General features: G+C 72.8%; 13 protein-coding genes. 5 read left to right on the top strand and 8 right to left on the bottom strand.

The window, feature by feature from the left end; all coding sequences use genetic code 11:
- The first annotated feature begins 24 nt into the window (after positions 1–24).
- From ACGFNV_RS00935 to ACGFNV_RS00925, 3 genes are all read left to right on the top strand, one after another.
- Positions 25–840, top strand: a complete 816-nt coding sequence (locus ACGFNV_RS00935) for an SAM-dependent methyltransferase (RefSeq protein ID WP_393618304.1) — start codon at positions 25–27, stop codon at positions 838–840.
- Between the two features lie 179 nt (positions 841–1,019).
- Positions 1,020–1,592, top strand: coding sequence for a hypothetical protein (locus tag ACGFNV_RS00930; RefSeq protein ID WP_393618302.1), 573 nt, complete (start codon positions 1,020–1,022; stop codon positions 1,590–1,592).
- Positions 1,593–1,594: 2 nt separating this feature from the next.
- Positions 1,595–3,871: a M48 family metalloprotease gene (locus ACGFNV_RS00925; protein ID WP_393618301.1), complete on the top strand. Its 2,277-nt coding sequence runs from the start codon at positions 1,595–1,597 to the stop codon at positions 3,869–3,871.
- A gap of 51 nt (positions 3,872–3,922) precedes the next feature.
- Here ACGFNV_RS00925 and dnaK read toward each other — a convergent pair whose 3' ends face one another.
- From dnaK to ACGFNV_RS00885, 8 genes are all read right to left on the bottom strand, one after another.
- Positions 3,923–5,800: a molecular chaperone DnaK gene (gene dnaK / locus ACGFNV_RS00920; RefSeq protein WP_393618299.1), complete on the bottom strand. Its 1,878-nt coding sequence runs from the start codon at positions 5,798–5,800 to the stop codon at positions 3,923–3,925.
- 60 nt (positions 5,801–5,860) lie between these two features.
- Positions 5,861–6,628: a glycerophosphodiester phosphodiesterase family protein gene (locus tag ACGFNV_RS00915; protein WP_393618297.1), complete on the bottom strand. Its 768-nt coding sequence runs from the start codon at positions 6,626–6,628 to the stop codon at positions 5,861–5,863.
- 3 nt (positions 6,629–6,631) lie between these two features.
- The gene (locus ACGFNV_RS00910) at positions 6,632–8,020 is read right to left on the bottom strand and encodes a hypothetical protein (RefSeq protein WP_393618296.1); all 1,389 of its coding nucleotides are present in this window, start codon (positions 8,018–8,020) and stop codon (positions 6,632–6,634) included.
- A gap of 132 nt (positions 8,021–8,152) precedes the next feature.
- Positions 8,153–8,578 (bottom strand): OsmC family protein, encoded by a 426-nt coding sequence (locus tag ACGFNV_RS00905; RefSeq protein WP_010983301.1) that lies wholly within the window; start codon positions 8,576–8,578, stop codon positions 8,153–8,155.
- A gap of 66 nt (positions 8,579–8,644) precedes the next feature.
- Positions 8,645–10,438: a hypothetical protein gene (locus tag ACGFNV_RS00900; RefSeq protein WP_393618294.1), complete on the bottom strand. Its 1,794-nt coding sequence runs from the start codon at positions 10,436–10,438 to the stop codon at positions 8,645–8,647.
- The gene (locus ACGFNV_RS00895) at positions 10,435–11,496 is read right to left on the bottom strand and encodes an ATP-binding protein (protein WP_393618292.1); all 1,062 of its coding nucleotides are present in this window, start codon (positions 11,494–11,496) and stop codon (positions 10,435–10,437) included. Before ACGFNV_RS00895 ends, ACGFNV_RS00900 begins: the two co-directional genes overlap by 4 nt.
- Before the next feature lie 441 nt (positions 11,497–11,937).
- Positions 11,938–14,019: a phage holin family protein gene (locus ACGFNV_RS00890; protein ID WP_393618291.1), complete on the bottom strand. Its 2,082-nt coding sequence runs from the start codon at positions 14,017–14,019 to the stop codon at positions 11,938–11,940.
- 93 nt (positions 14,020–14,112) lie between these two features.
- A complete protein-coding gene (locus ACGFNV_RS00885) occupies positions 14,113–14,514 on the bottom strand; it encodes a hypothetical protein (protein ID WP_133925891.1) in 402 nt (133 codons plus the stop codon).
- 83 nt (positions 14,515–14,597) lie between these two features.
- On the opposite strand from ACGFNV_RS00885, the gene ACGFNV_RS00880 reads away from it, so the two are divergent.
- Both ACGFNV_RS00880 and ACGFNV_RS00875 read left to right on the top strand, forming a co-directional pair.
- On the top strand, positions 14,598–15,371 hold the full coding sequence (locus ACGFNV_RS00880) for an MBL fold metallo-hydrolase (RefSeq protein WP_393618289.1): 774 nt from the start codon (positions 14,598–14,600) through the stop codon (positions 15,369–15,371).
- A 35-nt stretch (positions 15,372–15,406) separates the two neighbouring features.
- Positions 15,407–15,997: a DedA family protein gene (locus ACGFNV_RS00875; protein WP_393619952.1), complete on the top strand. Its 591-nt coding sequence runs from the start codon at positions 15,407–15,409 to the stop codon at positions 15,995–15,997.
- Positions 15,998–16,027: the final 30 nt, after the last annotated feature.

The raw sequence follows: 16,027 nt of genomic DNA, 5'->3' as shown, positions 1-16,027 counted from the left end.
CTTCTGAGCGGGAGACGACACCCCATGACCGGATCCGAGGCCGCGACTCCGCGCATCGACACCACCCGTCCGCATCCGGCCCGGGTGTACGACTGGTGGCTGGGCGGCAGGGACAACTACCCCGTCGACGAGGAACTGGCCCGCAGGATCCTCGCCGTGGACGGGACCGTGCTGCGTGGGGCGCGCGCGAACCGCCGGTTCATGCAGCGGGCCGTGCGGACGGCGGCCGAGGCGGGGATCCGCCAGTTCCTGGACATCGGCACCGGCATACCGACCGAGCCCAACCTGCACCAGGTGGCGCAGCGCGTCGCGCCCGAGTCCAGGGTGGTCTACGCCGACAACGACCCGATCGTGCTGCGACACGCGCAGGCGCTGCTGCACGGCTCGCCCGAGGGCAGCACGGCCTACGCGCACGCCGACATCCGTGACGTCGACACCCTGCTGGCCCGGGCCGCCGAGTCGCTCGACCTCGCCGAGCCGGTCGCGTTGTCGCTGGTGGCGCTGACCCACTACCTGGGCGACGAGCCCGACGGCGACGACGTGTACGGCCTCGTGGGGACGTACGTCGCCGCGCTCGCCCCGGGCAGTCATCTGATCCTGTCCCAGGTCACCCCGGACCTGAACCCGGAGGCCGTCGCGAAGGCGGCCGACCACTTCCGCCACAGCGGTACGCCGTTCCACCCGCGCTCCCTGACCGAGTTCGCGCGCTTCTTCGACGGCCTGGAGCTCCTCGGCCCGGGTCTCATCCCGGTGTCCGGGTGGCGCCCGGACCCGCAGGACGTGGCGCTGCAGGCGGAGGGCATCGTCCCCGTGTACGCGGGTGTGGCCCGCAAGACCTGACTCGCGCCGAACGCGGGACAGGGCGTGGCGCTCGGGTCCATACTCGGGACACGTGGCGACACATGTGCTGATGTCCGGCATGAGCGGAGTCGCGGCGGGGCATCGACACAGCGGGGGGCTGACGCACACTCATGACGACTCCTGAACCGTCCGGCACAGTCGTGTCCACGAGCCCGTTCATGCTCGGAGGCGAGCGTCGCCGGCTCGCACGGGCACTGGCGGAAGCCGTGGTGACCGAAGTGGCCGCCGGGGAACTCCCCCTGTTCGAGCGGCGGGCCCGGAGCCACTTCCGCCCCCGGCTGTGGAGCCGCAGGCCCTTGTCGGTCGACGTCTGGGGCCTGGCGACCGACTCGGTGACACCCGCGGCGCTGTCCGCGGCCGCCGGGGTGCTCGGGGTGATGTCGGCCGAGTTGGTGAGCCGGTTGACCTCGCGGGTCGTGGGCCGGGTGGCGCGCCGTGGTCGGCGGGCCGAGGTCGAGCCGGCCGAGCCCCAGGCGCCGCCGACGCCCGCGCCGTCCGCCGCGGAGCTGGCCCGTTTTCGTGCTGCTGCACTGGCGGGTGCCGAGCGCCATATGACCGGGCAACAGGCCGAGTTGGTCGCCGACTCCGTACTGGCGGCACTCGTGCGGATGCTGGCGAGTGACACGGCCGGCAACCCAGGCGGAGACTCAGGCGGAGACGCAGAGGCAGGCGCCGGCGGAGAGGGAGCCGGAGACGGAGACGGAGACGGTCCAGCGGCGATCGGGGGCTGAACGTGGTCGTACGAGCTCTCCTCTTCTGTGTCGCCCTGATGGCCGCCGCCGTCACGATCGCCTTTCCGGCCACCACCAGTCGGCAGAAGGCCAACTCCGATGCGTACAGCTTGTGTTGGCCGGGTGCGTTCAGGCAGTTCCAGTTGACCCTGCCGATGGCCCCGGTGGAGCGCGAGATCCTGCGCCAGGCGCCGGTCTGGCCTCCGCAACCGATAGCGGAGGAGTACAACCCTGCCCTGAAGCGGTACCTGCGGGAGCACTGCCCCCAGCCTCAGACGCGGCACGCTCCGCGCGTCGGGCTGGCTCTCGGGGTCCTGGGGGGCGGCGGTTTCGTCCTGTACTGGCTCAGCCCCTACCAGCAGATCCTCTTCCGCCGTCTGCTCCGTCTGCGTCCCACACCGCCCGCCGGAGCACCTCGCGGCTACCGGCCCGACCTCGCCGACGCCGTGCTCCGGCTGGCGGACGACGCGGGGGTGACCGTCCACGGTGTGTGGCTGAACGCCTCCGAGTACACCAAGAACGCCGTGGCCTTCGGGCACGTGGGGCGTCGGCACATCGAACTCGCGAGCGGCATGGAGAAGCTGTTCGACGAGGACCCGGACACCTTCCAGGTCGTCGTCCGTCATGAACTCGGCCACATCCGCCACCGCGACCTCGACGCCACCCATGGCGTCACCGCGCTGTGGGGGGCCTTCACCGTCCTGCTCGCGGCCACATTCTGCTTCGCCGTGTCCGGTTACGCCGGCGACGGTGCGTACCTGCTGCGGCTCTCCTTCCATCTCGCCCTGCTCGCCTGCACCTTGTACGCCGCCCGCAACGCCTTCCTCCAGTCACGGGAACTGCACGCCGACGCTTTCGCGGTGACCGCCCGCCCGAACGACAGCCGGCCACAGCAACGGCGCGAGAAACTGGACGCGTTCTTCGTCGATCTGTCCGTACGGCGTCGGCCCACATCCGGGAGGACCCGCGCCGTGTTCGCCAACGGCATGAAGCCTCCGACACCCGGTGCGGTCGAACGCGGGTCGTCCGGCTGGCCGTTCGCCACCCATCCCGCCCTCAGGCGGCGCCGGGCGGCCCTGCGCCACCCTGCCCTTGCCGGTGAACTCACCTTCTGGGAAGCCGCGTTGACCGGCTGCGTCGCCCTGCTGTCCGTCAACCTGCTGCTGGGAGACAGCTTCGACGTCATGCTGACCGGGCTGCAACTGGGCTCGGGGAAGATCGACACCCTCCGCCCCGTCTACACCTGGCTGGCGCTGCCCCTGCTCCTCCCGGCGGGTGCCGTACTGGGCTCCGGTATCCGGCACACGGTCGCCGCGTGGGGCGGTGCCCGGGGAGGGCGCGCCCTGGCGGGACGGCTCGCGCTGCTCGCCCTGGGACTGTGGGCCGGGCTGTGCGCCGGGTGCATGCTCGATCCGGCGCAGACGTTCGGGGACCGGTCCGTGCAGCTCCGCGCGATGTGGTGGAACGAGGTCACCGGCGCCCTCGGGCTCGGCCTCGCGCTGACGGCGGCGCTGACGGTCCTGGCGCTGTCGTTGTTCGCCCTGGTGTGCGACGCCGTGTGCGGGCCACGGGCTGCGTCCTGGTGGGCCGGCGCGTTCGGCCTGCTCACCACCGTGACCTGGTTCCCGACGGCCCTCCCCGGCGGGAACGCGCCGTACCTCCAGGGCGTGGTGGTCGGCGTCGCGCTGCTCAGCGGAGCGCTGCTGCCGCTCCTGCGGCGCCGGGCCGGACGTCCCGCTCCCCCGCCCCTCGGCCCGGACGAGCCGGTGACGCGGACCTCGGTGCCCGGCACGACGGGACCGCGGCTCCTGCTGGCCCACGCCGTCACCGCCGCGGTGACCGTCGGGGTGATCGTCAACGCCGGGGACCTCCTCGTCGACACGCCGGACACACCGCTCGCACTGGTGGTCCGCCTGGGGCTCGTCGGCTACGTCGCCGTCCTCGCCGGAGCGGCCGCCGCGCCGCACGACGCCGAGTTCCGGCTGCGGGTCCGGTACGCCGTCGTCTGCCTGGTCGTGAGTGCCGGGGCGGCCTGCCTGATGTATCTCGGGAGCGCGGTCCTGGGCGTCCTGCCGGTCGTGCTGATCGGCGGGGCGGCGGCCTGGGTGGCGATGGCCGGACGGATCTCGGCGGGCGCCCTGTACGCCTTCCGTCACCGGAAGAGCTCGGCGGCGGCCCCGCTTCCCGCCCCGTCCGACGACGCCTCACAGCCGAGCTCGGCCGGGCCCCGAGGCGAGCGTGGGAAGGGGCCCCGGCACGCCGTGGGCCGGCACCGCTGATCGGCGTCCGGCGGGCCGCGGGACGCGCACGGAGGGGACAGAGCAGACGGTCTACGCCGCCCCGCCCTTCGCCTCCCGGTCCTCGTCGTCGACGATCTCGGCGTCCACCACCGTCTCGTCGTCCTGCCCGCCCTCCTGGTCCTGGCGCGGCGGGGTGCCCTCGGCCGGGGTCTCCTGCTGGGCCTGGGCGTACATCGCCTGGCCCATCTTCTGGCTGACGCCGGCGAGTTTCTCGACGCCGTCGCGAAGGGCGGCCGTGTCGGCGTTCTGCTCCAGGAGCTGCTTGAGCTCGGCGACCGCGGACTCGACCTCCGTCCTGGTCTCGGCGGGGATCTTGTCGGTGTTGTCGCGGAGGAACTTCTCGGTCTGGTAGACGAGTTGCTCGGCCTGGTTGCGGGTCTCGGCGGCCTCCCGGCGCTGCCGGTCCTCCTCGGCGTACTGCTCGGCCTCCCGCATCATGCGGTCGATGTCGTCCTTGGGCAGCGCGGAGCCGCCGGTGACGGTCATCTTCTGTTCGCGGCCGGTCGCCAGATCCTTCGCCGAGACGTGCATGATCCCGTTGGCGTCGATGTCGAAGGCGACCTCGATCTGCGGGACACCGCGCGGGGCGGGCGGCAGGCCGGTGAGGTCGAAGACGCCGAGCTTCTTGTTGTAGGCGGCGATCTCGCGTTCGCCCTGGTAGACCTGGATGCCTACGGAGGGCTGGTTGTCGTCGGCCGTGGTGAAGATCTCCGAACGCCTGGTGGGGATCGTGGTGTTGCGTTCGATGAGCTTCGTCATGATGCCGCCCTTGGTCTCGATGCCGAGGGACAGCGGGGTGACGTCGAGGAGCAGGACGTCCTTGACGTCGCCGCGGATGACGCCCGCCTGGAGGGCCGCGCCGACGGCGACGACCTCGTCGGGGTTGACGCCCTTGTGCGGATCCTTGCCGGTCAACTCCCGTACCAGCTCGGTGACCGCGGGCATCCTGGTCGAGCCGCCGACGAGGATCACGTGGTCGATCGCGGACAGCTTGATGCCCGCGTCCTTGACGGCCTGGTGGAAGGGTGTCTTGCACCGGTCGAGGAGGTCCTCGGTGAGCTCCTGGAACTGGGCGCGCGTCATCTTCTCGTCGAGGTGCAGGGGGCCCTCGGCGGAGGCCGTGATGTAGGGGAGGTTGATGGTGGTCTCGGAGGACGACGACAGTTCGATCTTCGCCTTCTCGGCGCCCTCGCGCAGCCGCTGCAACGCCATCTTGTCGTTGCCGAGGTCGATGCCGTTCTGGCCCTTGAACTTCTTGACCAGGTACTCGACGATCCGCTGGTCCCAGTCGTCGCCGCCGAGGTGGGTGTCGCCGTTGGTGGCCTTGACCTCGATGACGCCGTCACCGATCTCCAGCAGGGACACGTCGAAGGTGCCGCCGCCGAGGTCGAAGACGAGGACGGTCTGCTCCTCGCCCCGGTCGAGGCCGTAGGCGAGGGCGGCGGCGGTCGGCTCGTTGATGATCCTGAGGACCTTCAGGCCGGCGATCTCACCGGCCTCCTTGGTGGCCTGCCGCTGGGTGTCGTCGAAGTAGGCGGGCACGGTGATCACGGCGTCCGTGACGTCCTCGCCGAGGTAGGACTCGGCGTCCCGCTTCAGCTTCTGCAGGACCCGCGCGGACAGCTCCTGGGCGCGGTAGCGGGTGCCGTCCACGTCTCCCTGGTCCGGGAAGCGCCAGTGCGCGTCGCCCATGTGGCGCTTGACCGAGCGGGCGGTGCGGTCGACGTTGGTGACCGCCTGCCGCTTGGCGACCTCGCCGACGAGCACCTCGCCGTTCTTGGCGAACGCCACGACCGACGGTGTGGTCCTGGCCCCCTCCGCGTTCGCGATGACCGTGGGTTCGCCGCCCTCCAGGACGGCCACCACCGAGTTCGTGGTTCCGAGATCGATCCCGACCGGACGTCCCATCGCTGTCCCCTTTGTGAGGAAGTCTCCCGCTCTCCAGCTCAGAACCTGAGTGGGCTCCTGTCAATGGGACACGTTCCCCGCCGCGGGGGTTCGATGCGGCTCGCCACGCAGCTGCACGGCCCGCCGGGGCCGATCGGTGACCAGTACGTCCACGCGCGGGTCGGTGAGGAAGGTCCGCATCGCGGTGTCGTCGTTGACCGTCCACACCATGGTGAACAGGCGGTGGCGGGCCGCCTCGCGCAGCACGTTGGCGCGGGCCAGACGCTGGTGCACGGCGACCCCGTGGGCCCCGCAGGCGCGCAGGCGCCGCACGGGGAACAGTTCGCTCGCCCGGGTGCGGGCCAGCCGGGCGGCCCCCACCTCCTGACGGTCGCGGCCCAGGGACAGGGCGGTGCGGACCTGGGGGAAGGCGCTGGTGATCTCGGCGATCGACCGGTCCTCCAGGGTGGTCGCGACGAACCCTTCGGGGCCGAGCAGGGCGATCGCCCGGTCGATCAGCTCGCGCTCGTGGCCGACCTCCTTCAGGTCGAGGTGGCCGACGAGCCTCCCGGCGATCAGCGCCATGACCTCGTCCACGGTGGGCACCGCGAAACCGGCGCGTTCGCTGAGCTCCGCGTGGGTGATCCGCGCCAGCTCGGGGCCGGTGCCGTTCACGCGGGGGTCGTGGTGGACGACGAAGACACCGTCCCCGGTGCGCCGGATGTCGAACTCGACGTACTCCGCGCCGGAGGCCATCGCGTCCTCGTAGGCCTCCCGGGTGGCCGGGCCGAAGCGTTCGGAGCCGCCGCGGTGGGCGGAGACGGCGGGGCCGTCGTCGCCTCGGGGCACGGGTCACCTCCCGGATGAGGGGCGTGGGGCGGGCACGGGTGCCCGGACGTCGTCGGGGGCTGCCAGGAGTGAGCCGGAGCGCCTGCCGACCCGCCTGAGCAGTATGTAGCCGATCAGGACCAGGACGACGAAGGGCAGCCAGGCCACGACATAGGCCGCGCCGTATTCTCGCAGGTCGAGGATGGAGCGGTGCTCGTCCACGTCGGTGCCGTTGACCCCGAAGAACGCCAGCAGCAGCGTCGGCGGCAGCGCGATCAGCGTGGCGGCGGCGACGAGACCCGAGATCGTACGGTCGCGGCGGTCGTCGCGCTCCGCGAGGGCGGCGTCGAGGGCCGCCGAGCGGGCGTTGATCACGGAGGTCAGTCGCTCGACCATGCGGGCGGAGTTGTCGAGGCTGTCGCGGACGCCGAGCGCGTCGCGCAGGGAGGACTGGAAGCCCTCCATGACCATCTCCGGGATCAGCAGGCTGTCGACGTAGGCCTCCACTCCGAAGGCGAGGTCGAGTTGCAGTTCGTTGACGCCGGCCGACAGCCGGGAGATGAGGGTGCGCACCTCGGACGGGGAGTCCGTCGGCGCCTGCTGGTTGGCGCGCATCATCCCGAACGCGGCCAGCCGGGTGCGCTGCAGGACGGCCAGGGCGGAGACCATGCCGAGCGCGACCAGGGCCAGGCCGTTCTCCACGTGCGGGGCCCAGCCCGCCTGGACGGAGACGCCCCGGCCGTGCGCGGAGACGGTCACGCCGTGGTTCCTCATGTGCGGCGGGACGATCACGCCGGCGTGGGGAGTGCCGTTGCTGGGCAGTCTGCCCCGGTAGATCATCTCGCTGAGCGGGGCGGACAGCCGGGGGTCGTCGTGGTCGCCCGCGCCGAGCAGGTCGCGCGCCAAGCGGCCGCCGGGGAAGACGACTTGGTGGACGTTCTGCCCGAACGCGAGCGGTTCCCGCAGGCCGAGCCGCTCGGTCAGCACCTCGAGCAATGGCCGGCCCGCGAGGGTGAGGTCGGCGCGGTGGAAGCAGGTGGCCGCGAGCCACGGGGCGAGGGCGTCGGACGGGGTCTCGTCGGCGAAGTCGCAGTCCACGAGCAGGGTCGCGTCGCCGCGCGGCGTGGTGACGACCAGGACCCGCGCCCCGGCCAGGTCCAGTCCGCGCGCGCCGCTCGGCAGCCCGAGCTCCTGCGGGGAGACCTGTTCGGTCAGGATCGGTACGGGCAACAGCGGTTCGCTGGAGCGCAGATGGGGGGTGAAGCGGCCGAAGTCGAAGCCGTCGACGAGGCGTCCGGGCGCTCCGGGTCCCGGTAGGACCCGGCCTGCCAGGCTGAACAGCAGCAGGATGCGGGTGCGTTCGCGGACGGCGGAGTCGAGCACCCGGCCGTTGTCGGAGGTTCCCGGCAGCATTCCCATCCTTCCGACGCCTGTTCCGCCGTATCGGCGCAGGGCGTTATACCCCGCCCCCCGTCGCCGAACCGGCGGGCACGCGGGCCGCCCCCGGGGGGCGGCCCGCAGTGGCGTGCGGTGGGTCGCGCCGGGTCAGGCGAGCTTGGCCGACAGGGTGATCGTGGTGCCGGTGAGGGCCTGGCTGACCGGGCAGTTCTTCTTGGCGTCCTCGGCGGCGGCGACGAACGCGTCGTTGTCGAGGCCGGGGACCGTGCCCTCCACGGTCAGGTGGATGCCGGTGATGCCCTCGCCCGGCTGGAAGGTGACGTCCGCGGACGTGACCAGCTTGGTGGGCGGGGTGCCGGCACCGGCGAGGCCGTGCGAGAGGGCCATGGAGAAGCAGCTGGAGTGGGCGGCGGCGATCAGCTCCTCGGGGCTGGTCTTGCCGTTCGCCTGCTCGGCGCGCGACGGCCACGACACCGGCTGCTGGCCGATGCCGGAGGAGTCGAAGGTGACGACGCCGTTGCCCTCGAGCAGGTTGCCTTCCCAGACGGTGTGTGCGGAGCGCGTGGTTGCCACGGTTCTTCCTTTCACGTGGGTTTCCCGTCGGACGGGTTTCCGTGCCCCATCCGATCACACTCCCGCTCACCGCACATGGAAGACCGGTCCCTGCGGGGTGAACGGCAGGCGACGGCCCTGCGGAATCAGGTAGGCGTGCTCGCGCCGCACCCGTAGGACGTCGCACCAGCCGTCCGTGATGATCAGGACGGGTGCGCCGGGCGGAAAGTCGTCCGCCCGGCGCAGCAGGTCGACCCCGGGCTGCAGGACCGTGCCGCCGCGGCCGTGCACCCGTACCCGGCCGGCGATCTCCGTGACCGGGACGTACCCGGCGTCGTACGGGGCGGCGTCGCAGAAGACGACCCGGGCGGCCGGTACGTCGCGGGCCTCGGCGTAGGAGGCGATGGCGCCCAGGGCCTTGCCCAGGAGGGTGCGGTCCATGGAGCCGGAGGTGTCGAGGACGACGCCGAAGGTGCAGCGGGCGATCTCCTCGGGCGGGAAGTGGCGGCCCGCGCGGGGGATGTCGGGGGTGGCGGACTGGCGGCGGGAGGGGCGGGCGTACGACCTGACGGGCTCGGGGCGGGGCACGAACTCGTCGAACCAGCGGGCGAGGCGGGCGTCCCAGTCCAGCGGCGGGTGGTTGAGGGCCCGGATCTCCTCGACGAGGCCGCCGGGGAGGAAGCCGCGGTCCTGCTGTTCATGCAGGTCCATGCCGTGGGCGAGGCCGCGGCGGTAGAACCCGTCGAGGTCCACGTAGTCGCAGGGCGGGCCGAGCGGGGCGCCCAGGACGTCTCCGACGCCCTTGCCGCGCAGGGTGGCCAGGCGGCGCATCCGACGCAGGTCGCCGACGATGCGGTCGTAGACCTCCTCCGCGGAGAGGTCCTTGAGGTCCGGGTCGTACAGCACTCCGTCGGGCATCGTGCCGATCTGCATCTCGCGCAGCCAGCCGTTGATGACGTAGTCGCAGGCGACGTTGAACAGGTACGGGTCGCGGGGGCCGCAGCGGTCGCCGTGGCGCAGGGCGGCGTGCAGCATCTCGTGGGCGAGGACGAAGCGCCACTCCTCGTCCTCGAACCCCCGCAGCGGGTTGATGTAGATCTCGCCGGCCTCCGCGTTGACGGCGGCGACGGCGATGCCGTGGGCGTGGGCGAGTTCGGCGTCGGCGACGAGCTTGATGCCGGCCGCGATGCCGCCGAGCAGCGGGTAGGAGGAGACGAACCAGCTCAGGGCCTTCTCCCAGGGGCGCTGAGCGGTCTCCTCGGCGTCGAGGGAGTCGCGCCGGCCGGCCGCCATGTCCATCGCCGCGGAGACGGTCCGGGTCAGGGCGGTGGCGAAGGCCAGCTGCCAGTCCTTGGGCTGCTGCCACCGGCTCAGCGTCAGAAGGAGCTGGTCGGCCTCCGCGCCCGCCGTACCGCAGTGCTCGTACGCCGCCGGCAGCCCGTCGCGTCGCCAGCGCGCGGCGAGCTGTTCCTCGTCGCCGTCGGGGTAGGACGGCGGCAGCCCGTCCGGGGCGCGGCCGACGGGGAAGGTCAGCAGGAAGCGGTTGACGACGACGCAGCGGGCGGCACGGTCGTAGCGGTCGGGCTGGACGCGCTCTCCCTTGACCTGCGGGACGTGCCCGAAGCCGAGGTGGAGCACGGCGTGGGCGAGGGACCAGGCCCAGACGGCGGGGTCGGCGAGGCGGGTGGGGTGGGCGTGCAGGTAGCCGTCGGAGTCGACGCGGACGAGTCCGTCGCGGGGCGCGGTCCCGCACTCCTCGCGGCAGGTGCCGAAGGCGACCGCGTCGAGGGCCGGGTTGGCGCGCACCAGCTTCAGCCCCGCTTGGAAGGCCTCGGTCGCCCTGTCCGGCTTCTTGGCTCCCTTGCCGCGGGTGCGGCTCATCGCCGCGCCTCGACCAGCCGGGGCATGTCCCGGGCCGCCTCGACCAGGAACCAGGCGGGCAGCACCGGGTTTCCGTCGGCGTCGGAGGCGATGACCGTCTGGGCGACCTCGACGGAGATCTCCGCGAGCTGCACCAGCAGGGACTTGGCGCGGTGCGCGGTCTGCCGTCCGTTCGCCGACATGTGGTTCTTGTCGGCGGGCAGTTCCTTGACGAGCCGGCCGCGGAAGGACTCGGCGAGGTAGTAGAGCAGGTCGCGGTCCTCGACACGGTGCGGCCAGCGGGCGTCGCCCCGGATGACGGCCTCGATGCCGTACTGGCTGCGCACGATCTTGACGTAGCCGCAGAAGGCGGTCGCGTGCGTGGGGGTCAGGGTGCCGTGTGCGAGGACCTTCAGGGTCTGCTCGTCGAGGTCCCGGCCGAAGGAGTGCAGGGCGTCGGAGAGCATGTGCCAGGAGCGGGGCGTGGAGAACGGCTCCTCGGTCTTGGGCGGCTTGGACCACAGGTGGTCGGGCCGGTCGGTGAGGTGGTCGACGATCCAGGGGTGGATGCCGTGGTCTGCGGCCCAGGCCAGCCAGTCCTTGGCGGAGGCCTCCAGGTGGACGTGGGTGAGGCGGTTGACCAGGGCGGAGGCGATCGGGCGGGCGAGGGCGTTGTCGGTGGCCCGGTTGCCCGCGCCGATGACGATGGAGCCCCTGGGCAGCTCGTAGGTGCCGATACGGCGGTCCAGGATCAGCGAGTAGAACGCCTTCTGCACGTCCGGCGCGGCCGCGTTGAGCTCGTCCAGGAACAGGCAGTACGGCTCGTCGCGGGCGATCGCCTCCGGCGGGCAGAACACCGACCGTCCGTCGCGGATCTGCGGGACGCCCATCAGGTCCTCGGGCGCGAGCTGCGTGCCGAGCAGACTCACGCACTCCAGTCCCAGCGACTCGGCGAACGCCCGCACCAGGGAGGACTTGCCGATGCCGGGGGCACCCCAGACGAACACCGGCCGCACGGTGGCGAGGCCGAGCAGCAGGTCGGGTATGCGGGAGGGCGTGACGGTGACGGCTGCCTGCACGCAGGGGCTCCTGGGGGTTCGAAAGGGACGCGCAGGGGCGCGGTGTCCGGTACGAACAGTGTGGGCGCGGTGATCTGCGGGCGCAGCCGAATTTCGGCGGGCCGGCGGGTCGGTCAAGTGGCCCGGCGGCGGTGGAGGCGCGGTGGTCCGTGGGCGCAGCCCGATCTCGGCGGGCCGGGCGGGCCTGTCACGTGGCCCGGCGGTGGTTCTCGCGGCCCCCTGGGCTCTGGCCGCCCGACAGTCCTCGCGGGCCCGAGCCCAGGCGGCCCGGCAGACCTCGCCGCGCGGAGGCCGGACCTCGCGGCCCCGAGACCAGACCACCCGCCAGACCCCGCCGCCCTCAGGCCGGGCCACCCACCAGACCCCGCCGCCCCAAGACCAGACCCACCAGACCTCCCCCGCTGACGCCAGACCACCCAGCAGACCTCGCGGGTCTTGTGCTCAGGCCGCCCGGCGGTCCTCGTGGGCCTTGAGTCGGGGTTCCGCGCCGTTGGACTCGTCCAGCCAGCGGCGCAGGACCTGGTGGACCTGTTCGGCGCCGACGAGGGGCTCGCCGTTCGGGTCGGGTGCGGACAGGGCGAGCGGGGACAGGAGGAACGGTCTGGCCTGGGGGCCGCCGAGGCCGCCGTGGGAGCCGATCTGCTCCTCGAAGGCGAGGACCTCGCCGTCGGCCGGGTCGTGGAAGGAGTTGACCATGATGTCGGCGGCGTGCGGGAAGGAATGGGTGCGGCGCACGGCGTCGGCGGCGCCGGGGCCGAAGTCGGCGAGCGGTCCGGGGTGTTCGTCGCTGAGTTCGTGCAGCGGTATCTCGGCGCCGCGCGCGCCGAGCACGATCCCGCCGTGTTCCTCGCTGCGCACGAGCAGGAACCCGATGCCGGGGTGGTTGGCGAGCGTGGTCAGCAGGGCGGGGTGGCGGGCGTCGATCTCCTCCTTGGTCATCCGGTGCGGCACGTCCGGGAAGGAGACCAGGCCGAGGTTGCCGGAGGCCAGCACGACCGGCTCGGAGTCGCGGCTCGCGGGGTGCTGGTGGGCCCGGCCCTCCTCGACGGGCCGGCGCAGCGCCGCGCGTACGGCGGCGCGGGCCTCGGCCCCGCTGCGGGTGCGGTCGGCCTTGCGGGGCACGGGCAGGCCACAGCCGGCCCGGACCAGGTCGCCGAGGGTGAGGCCGTAGCGGGCGCGGAAGGTCTCACCGGGGCTTTGTCCGTGATCGGACAGGACGACGATGCGGTAGCGGCGGGGTGCGTGCTCGGTGACGTTCTCGATGAGCGCGAGGGACCGGTCGAGGCGTTCGAGGACCTTCTCGGCGTCCCGGCTGCGCGGCCCGGAGTGGTGGGCGACCTCGTCGTAGGCGACGAGGTCGGCGTAGACGGCGGTCCGTCCGGCGAGCAGGTCGCCCATGACGGCGGCGACGACGACGTCACGTTCGACGACGGTCGCGAAGGCGCGGACGAAGGGGTAGAGCCCGCCGCGTCCGACGCGCGGGCGCTGTCGGCGCAGGCGGGCCCGGACGGACTGGCCCATCTCGCGGCAGACCTCGGCGATGAAGGACAGGGCGGTGCGCACGGCGTTGGCCGGATCGCTGAAGTAGGCGAAGTAGCCCGCCCGGGAGCGGTTCTCCCGGCTGCGTCTGCGGCCGGCTATGGACAGCACGAGGGCCTGTTCCCCGGCGCCGCCGCTGAAGAGGTTGCCGCGGCTGGCGCCGTCGACGGCGAGGAGTCCGTCGTCGCCGGTGCGTTCGACGGCGCGGCGCTGGAGTTCGGCGGCGCTGGTCGGGCGGTTGCTGACCATCACCTCACCGGTGTCCTTCTCGTACCAGCGGAAGGCGGGGATGTCGTGGTTGCTGCCGTGCAGTATGCCGAGCTGGCTGGCGCCGGTCTGGCTGGACCAGTCGGTGCGCCACGAGGTGAGCCGGTGTGTGGGGACGGGCGCGGTGCCGTCGCCGAGCCACCGGGCCACGGTGGGCATGAGTCCCTTGGCGACCGCGTCCAGGAGGACGTCGTGGCCGACGCCGTCGAGCTGCACGAAGACGGTGCCGGGGCAGCTGGGGCAGGGCGGCCCGCCCCTGCGGCGGCGGTCGGCGAGGCGGTAGAGCCGGCGGCGGTAGGCGTCGTCGTCACGGACGGCCAGCGCGGCACCGGTCGCGGAGGCGACGGCGGACATCACGGCGGCGACGATGACGGCGGTCTCGGGGGCGGCCTCGCTGTCGCCGGAGGGGTTGAGTCTCAGCGCGAGCAGGAGCAGCGAGCCGTTGAGGAAGAAGACCAGCGCACCGAGGACGAGGGCCGGAACGAGCAGCAGGAGCCGTACGAGGAGGGGCCAGACCAGCGCGGACAGCAGGCCGAAGACACCGGCGCCGATACCCGCGGTGACGGCCAGTTCGGTAGCGCTGTCGTCGGAGGCGGACTGGAGCTGGAAGTCGGGCAGGATGCCCGCGAGCACGAGCATCGTGACCGTGGAGACCGCCCACACCGCGATGCTCCGCCCCACCTGACTGACGGCCCGCCGCCAACGCCCCTCACGCACGCCCAGCACACCTCACGTCCCGGCCCCGCCGCCCGCGGGGGCTCGGTGTCCACCCTGTCACATGCTCGCGAACGGACCGGCGGGCGTTCGGCCCTATCTCCCGTCGTACCCGGCCGTCGGCATCGACAGCCTGCGGTGCACCCGTGCCTTCATCTGCGCGTCGTACGACGGTTCCGCGCGGCCCACGGTCTCGACGCGCACCCCGCGCCGGGCGCACTCGGCGGTGAACTCCTCGACGGAGGACAGGGCGCTCTCCAGGACGCGGCGGCTGGGGGCGACGAAGAGGTCGACGCCCGGCCGGATGCCGTCCCACAGCACGCAGTGGTCGGGGCGCAGCCCGCGCACCAGCAGTTCCCGGCTGACGACGTAGCCCCGCTCGGCGGCCCAGCGGGCGCACATCGCGTGCTGGCTGCGGGAGTCCACCAGGAAGGGGTCGTCGTCCAGCTCCTCCAGCGGCGTCAGACTCGCGATCGCCGTGACACGAACCGATCCCATGGCGTCCCCCTCACCTCCGGGTTTCGCCGCCGACCCTACTCCTGCCCGTAGGCTTCGGGGAGTCGCGCGAAGGAGGCAAAGAGGTGCCTGTGGAGGTCACGTGGTGGGGACACGCCACCTGCACCGTGCAGGATTCGAACATACGGGTCCTCACCGACCCTCTGTTCGTACGTCGGCTGGCCCACCTGCGGCGCCGCCGGGGCGCGCTGCCCCCGCCCCACGCCTGGAACGCGGACGTGGCGCTCGTCTCGCACCTGCACGCCGACCACCTCCATGTGCCCTCCCTTGCGCGCCTTGCGCCGGGTACGCGCCTCCTCGTGCCCCGGGGCGCACGGCGCGCCGTGCCGGGCCTGCGTCGACTCACGCGGCTGCACGTGACCGAGGTGGCTCCCGGGGACGTGACCCGGGTCGGCGATCTGGCCGTACGGGCCGTGCCCGCCCTGCACGACGGGCGGCGGCTGCCCGTCGGCCCGCACCGCTCCCCCGCCCTCGGGTACGTCATCGAGGGGGAGGCGCGGACGTACTTCGCCGGGGACACGGGTCTGTTCGACGACATGGCCGAGGCGGTCGGGCCGGTCGACGCGGCGCTGCTGCCGGTGGGTGGCTGGGGGCCGTACCTCGGCGAGGGGCATCTCGACGCGGGGCGCGCCGCACAGGCGCTGGCCCGGCTGGCGCCGCGCAGTGCGGTGCCGGTGCACTACGGCACGTACTGGCCGATCGGGATGGACGCCGTGCGCCCCCACGAGTTCCACGCGCCGGGCGAGGAGTTCGTGCGCCTGGCGGCCCAGCGCGCGCCGCGGGTCGAGGTGCACCGGCTCGGGCACGGGGAGAGCGTACGGCTGGAGGTCACGCGGTGACCTGGCTGGTCGCCGCCGTCCCGGCGGTCGTGCCGATGGAGTCGACCCAGCAGGCGTTCGGCTATCCGACGCTGTTCCTGCTGGTCTTGGCCGGGGCACTGGTGCCGGTGGTGCCGACGGGGGCGCTGGTGAGTTCGGCGGCCGTGGTCGCCTTCCACCAGACGGCGCCGTTCTCACTGCTGCTGGTGTTCCTGACGGCGTCGCTGGCCGCGTTCCTCGGGGACGCGGCGCTGTACTGGCTGGGGCGGCGCGGGATGGGGTCGAAGAACGGCTCGCGGTGGCTGGAGGCGATCCGGTCCCGGGCGCCGGAGGACCGGCTGACGCAGGCCCAGGAGAAGCTGGCCGGTCACGGCGTGGCGGTGCTGGTGCTGTCCCGGCTGGTACCGGCGGGACGCATCCCGGTGATGCTGGCCTGCCTGATGGCGAAGTGGCCGCTGCGCCGCTTCGCCCGCGGCAACCTGCCGGCCTGCCTGGCCTGGGCCGTGACGTACCAGCTGATCGGCATCCTCGGCGGCTCGCTGTTCAGCGAGCCGTGGGAGGGCGTGCTGGCCGCGATCGCCCTGACGCTCCTCATCAGCGCCATCCCGAGTGTGTGGCGGCGAGTACGGGGGACACGGGCCGCCTGAGGGCCGATTTGGCGCACGGGCGCGGTACGT

The organism is Streptomyces sp. NPDC048751, from assembly GCF_043198595.1.
In the GTDB taxonomy this organism is placed as follows: Bacteria; Actinomycetota; Actinomycetes; order Streptomycetales; family Streptomycetaceae; genus Streptomyces.
This window is presented reverse-complemented; position numbering and strand designations above follow the sequence as displayed.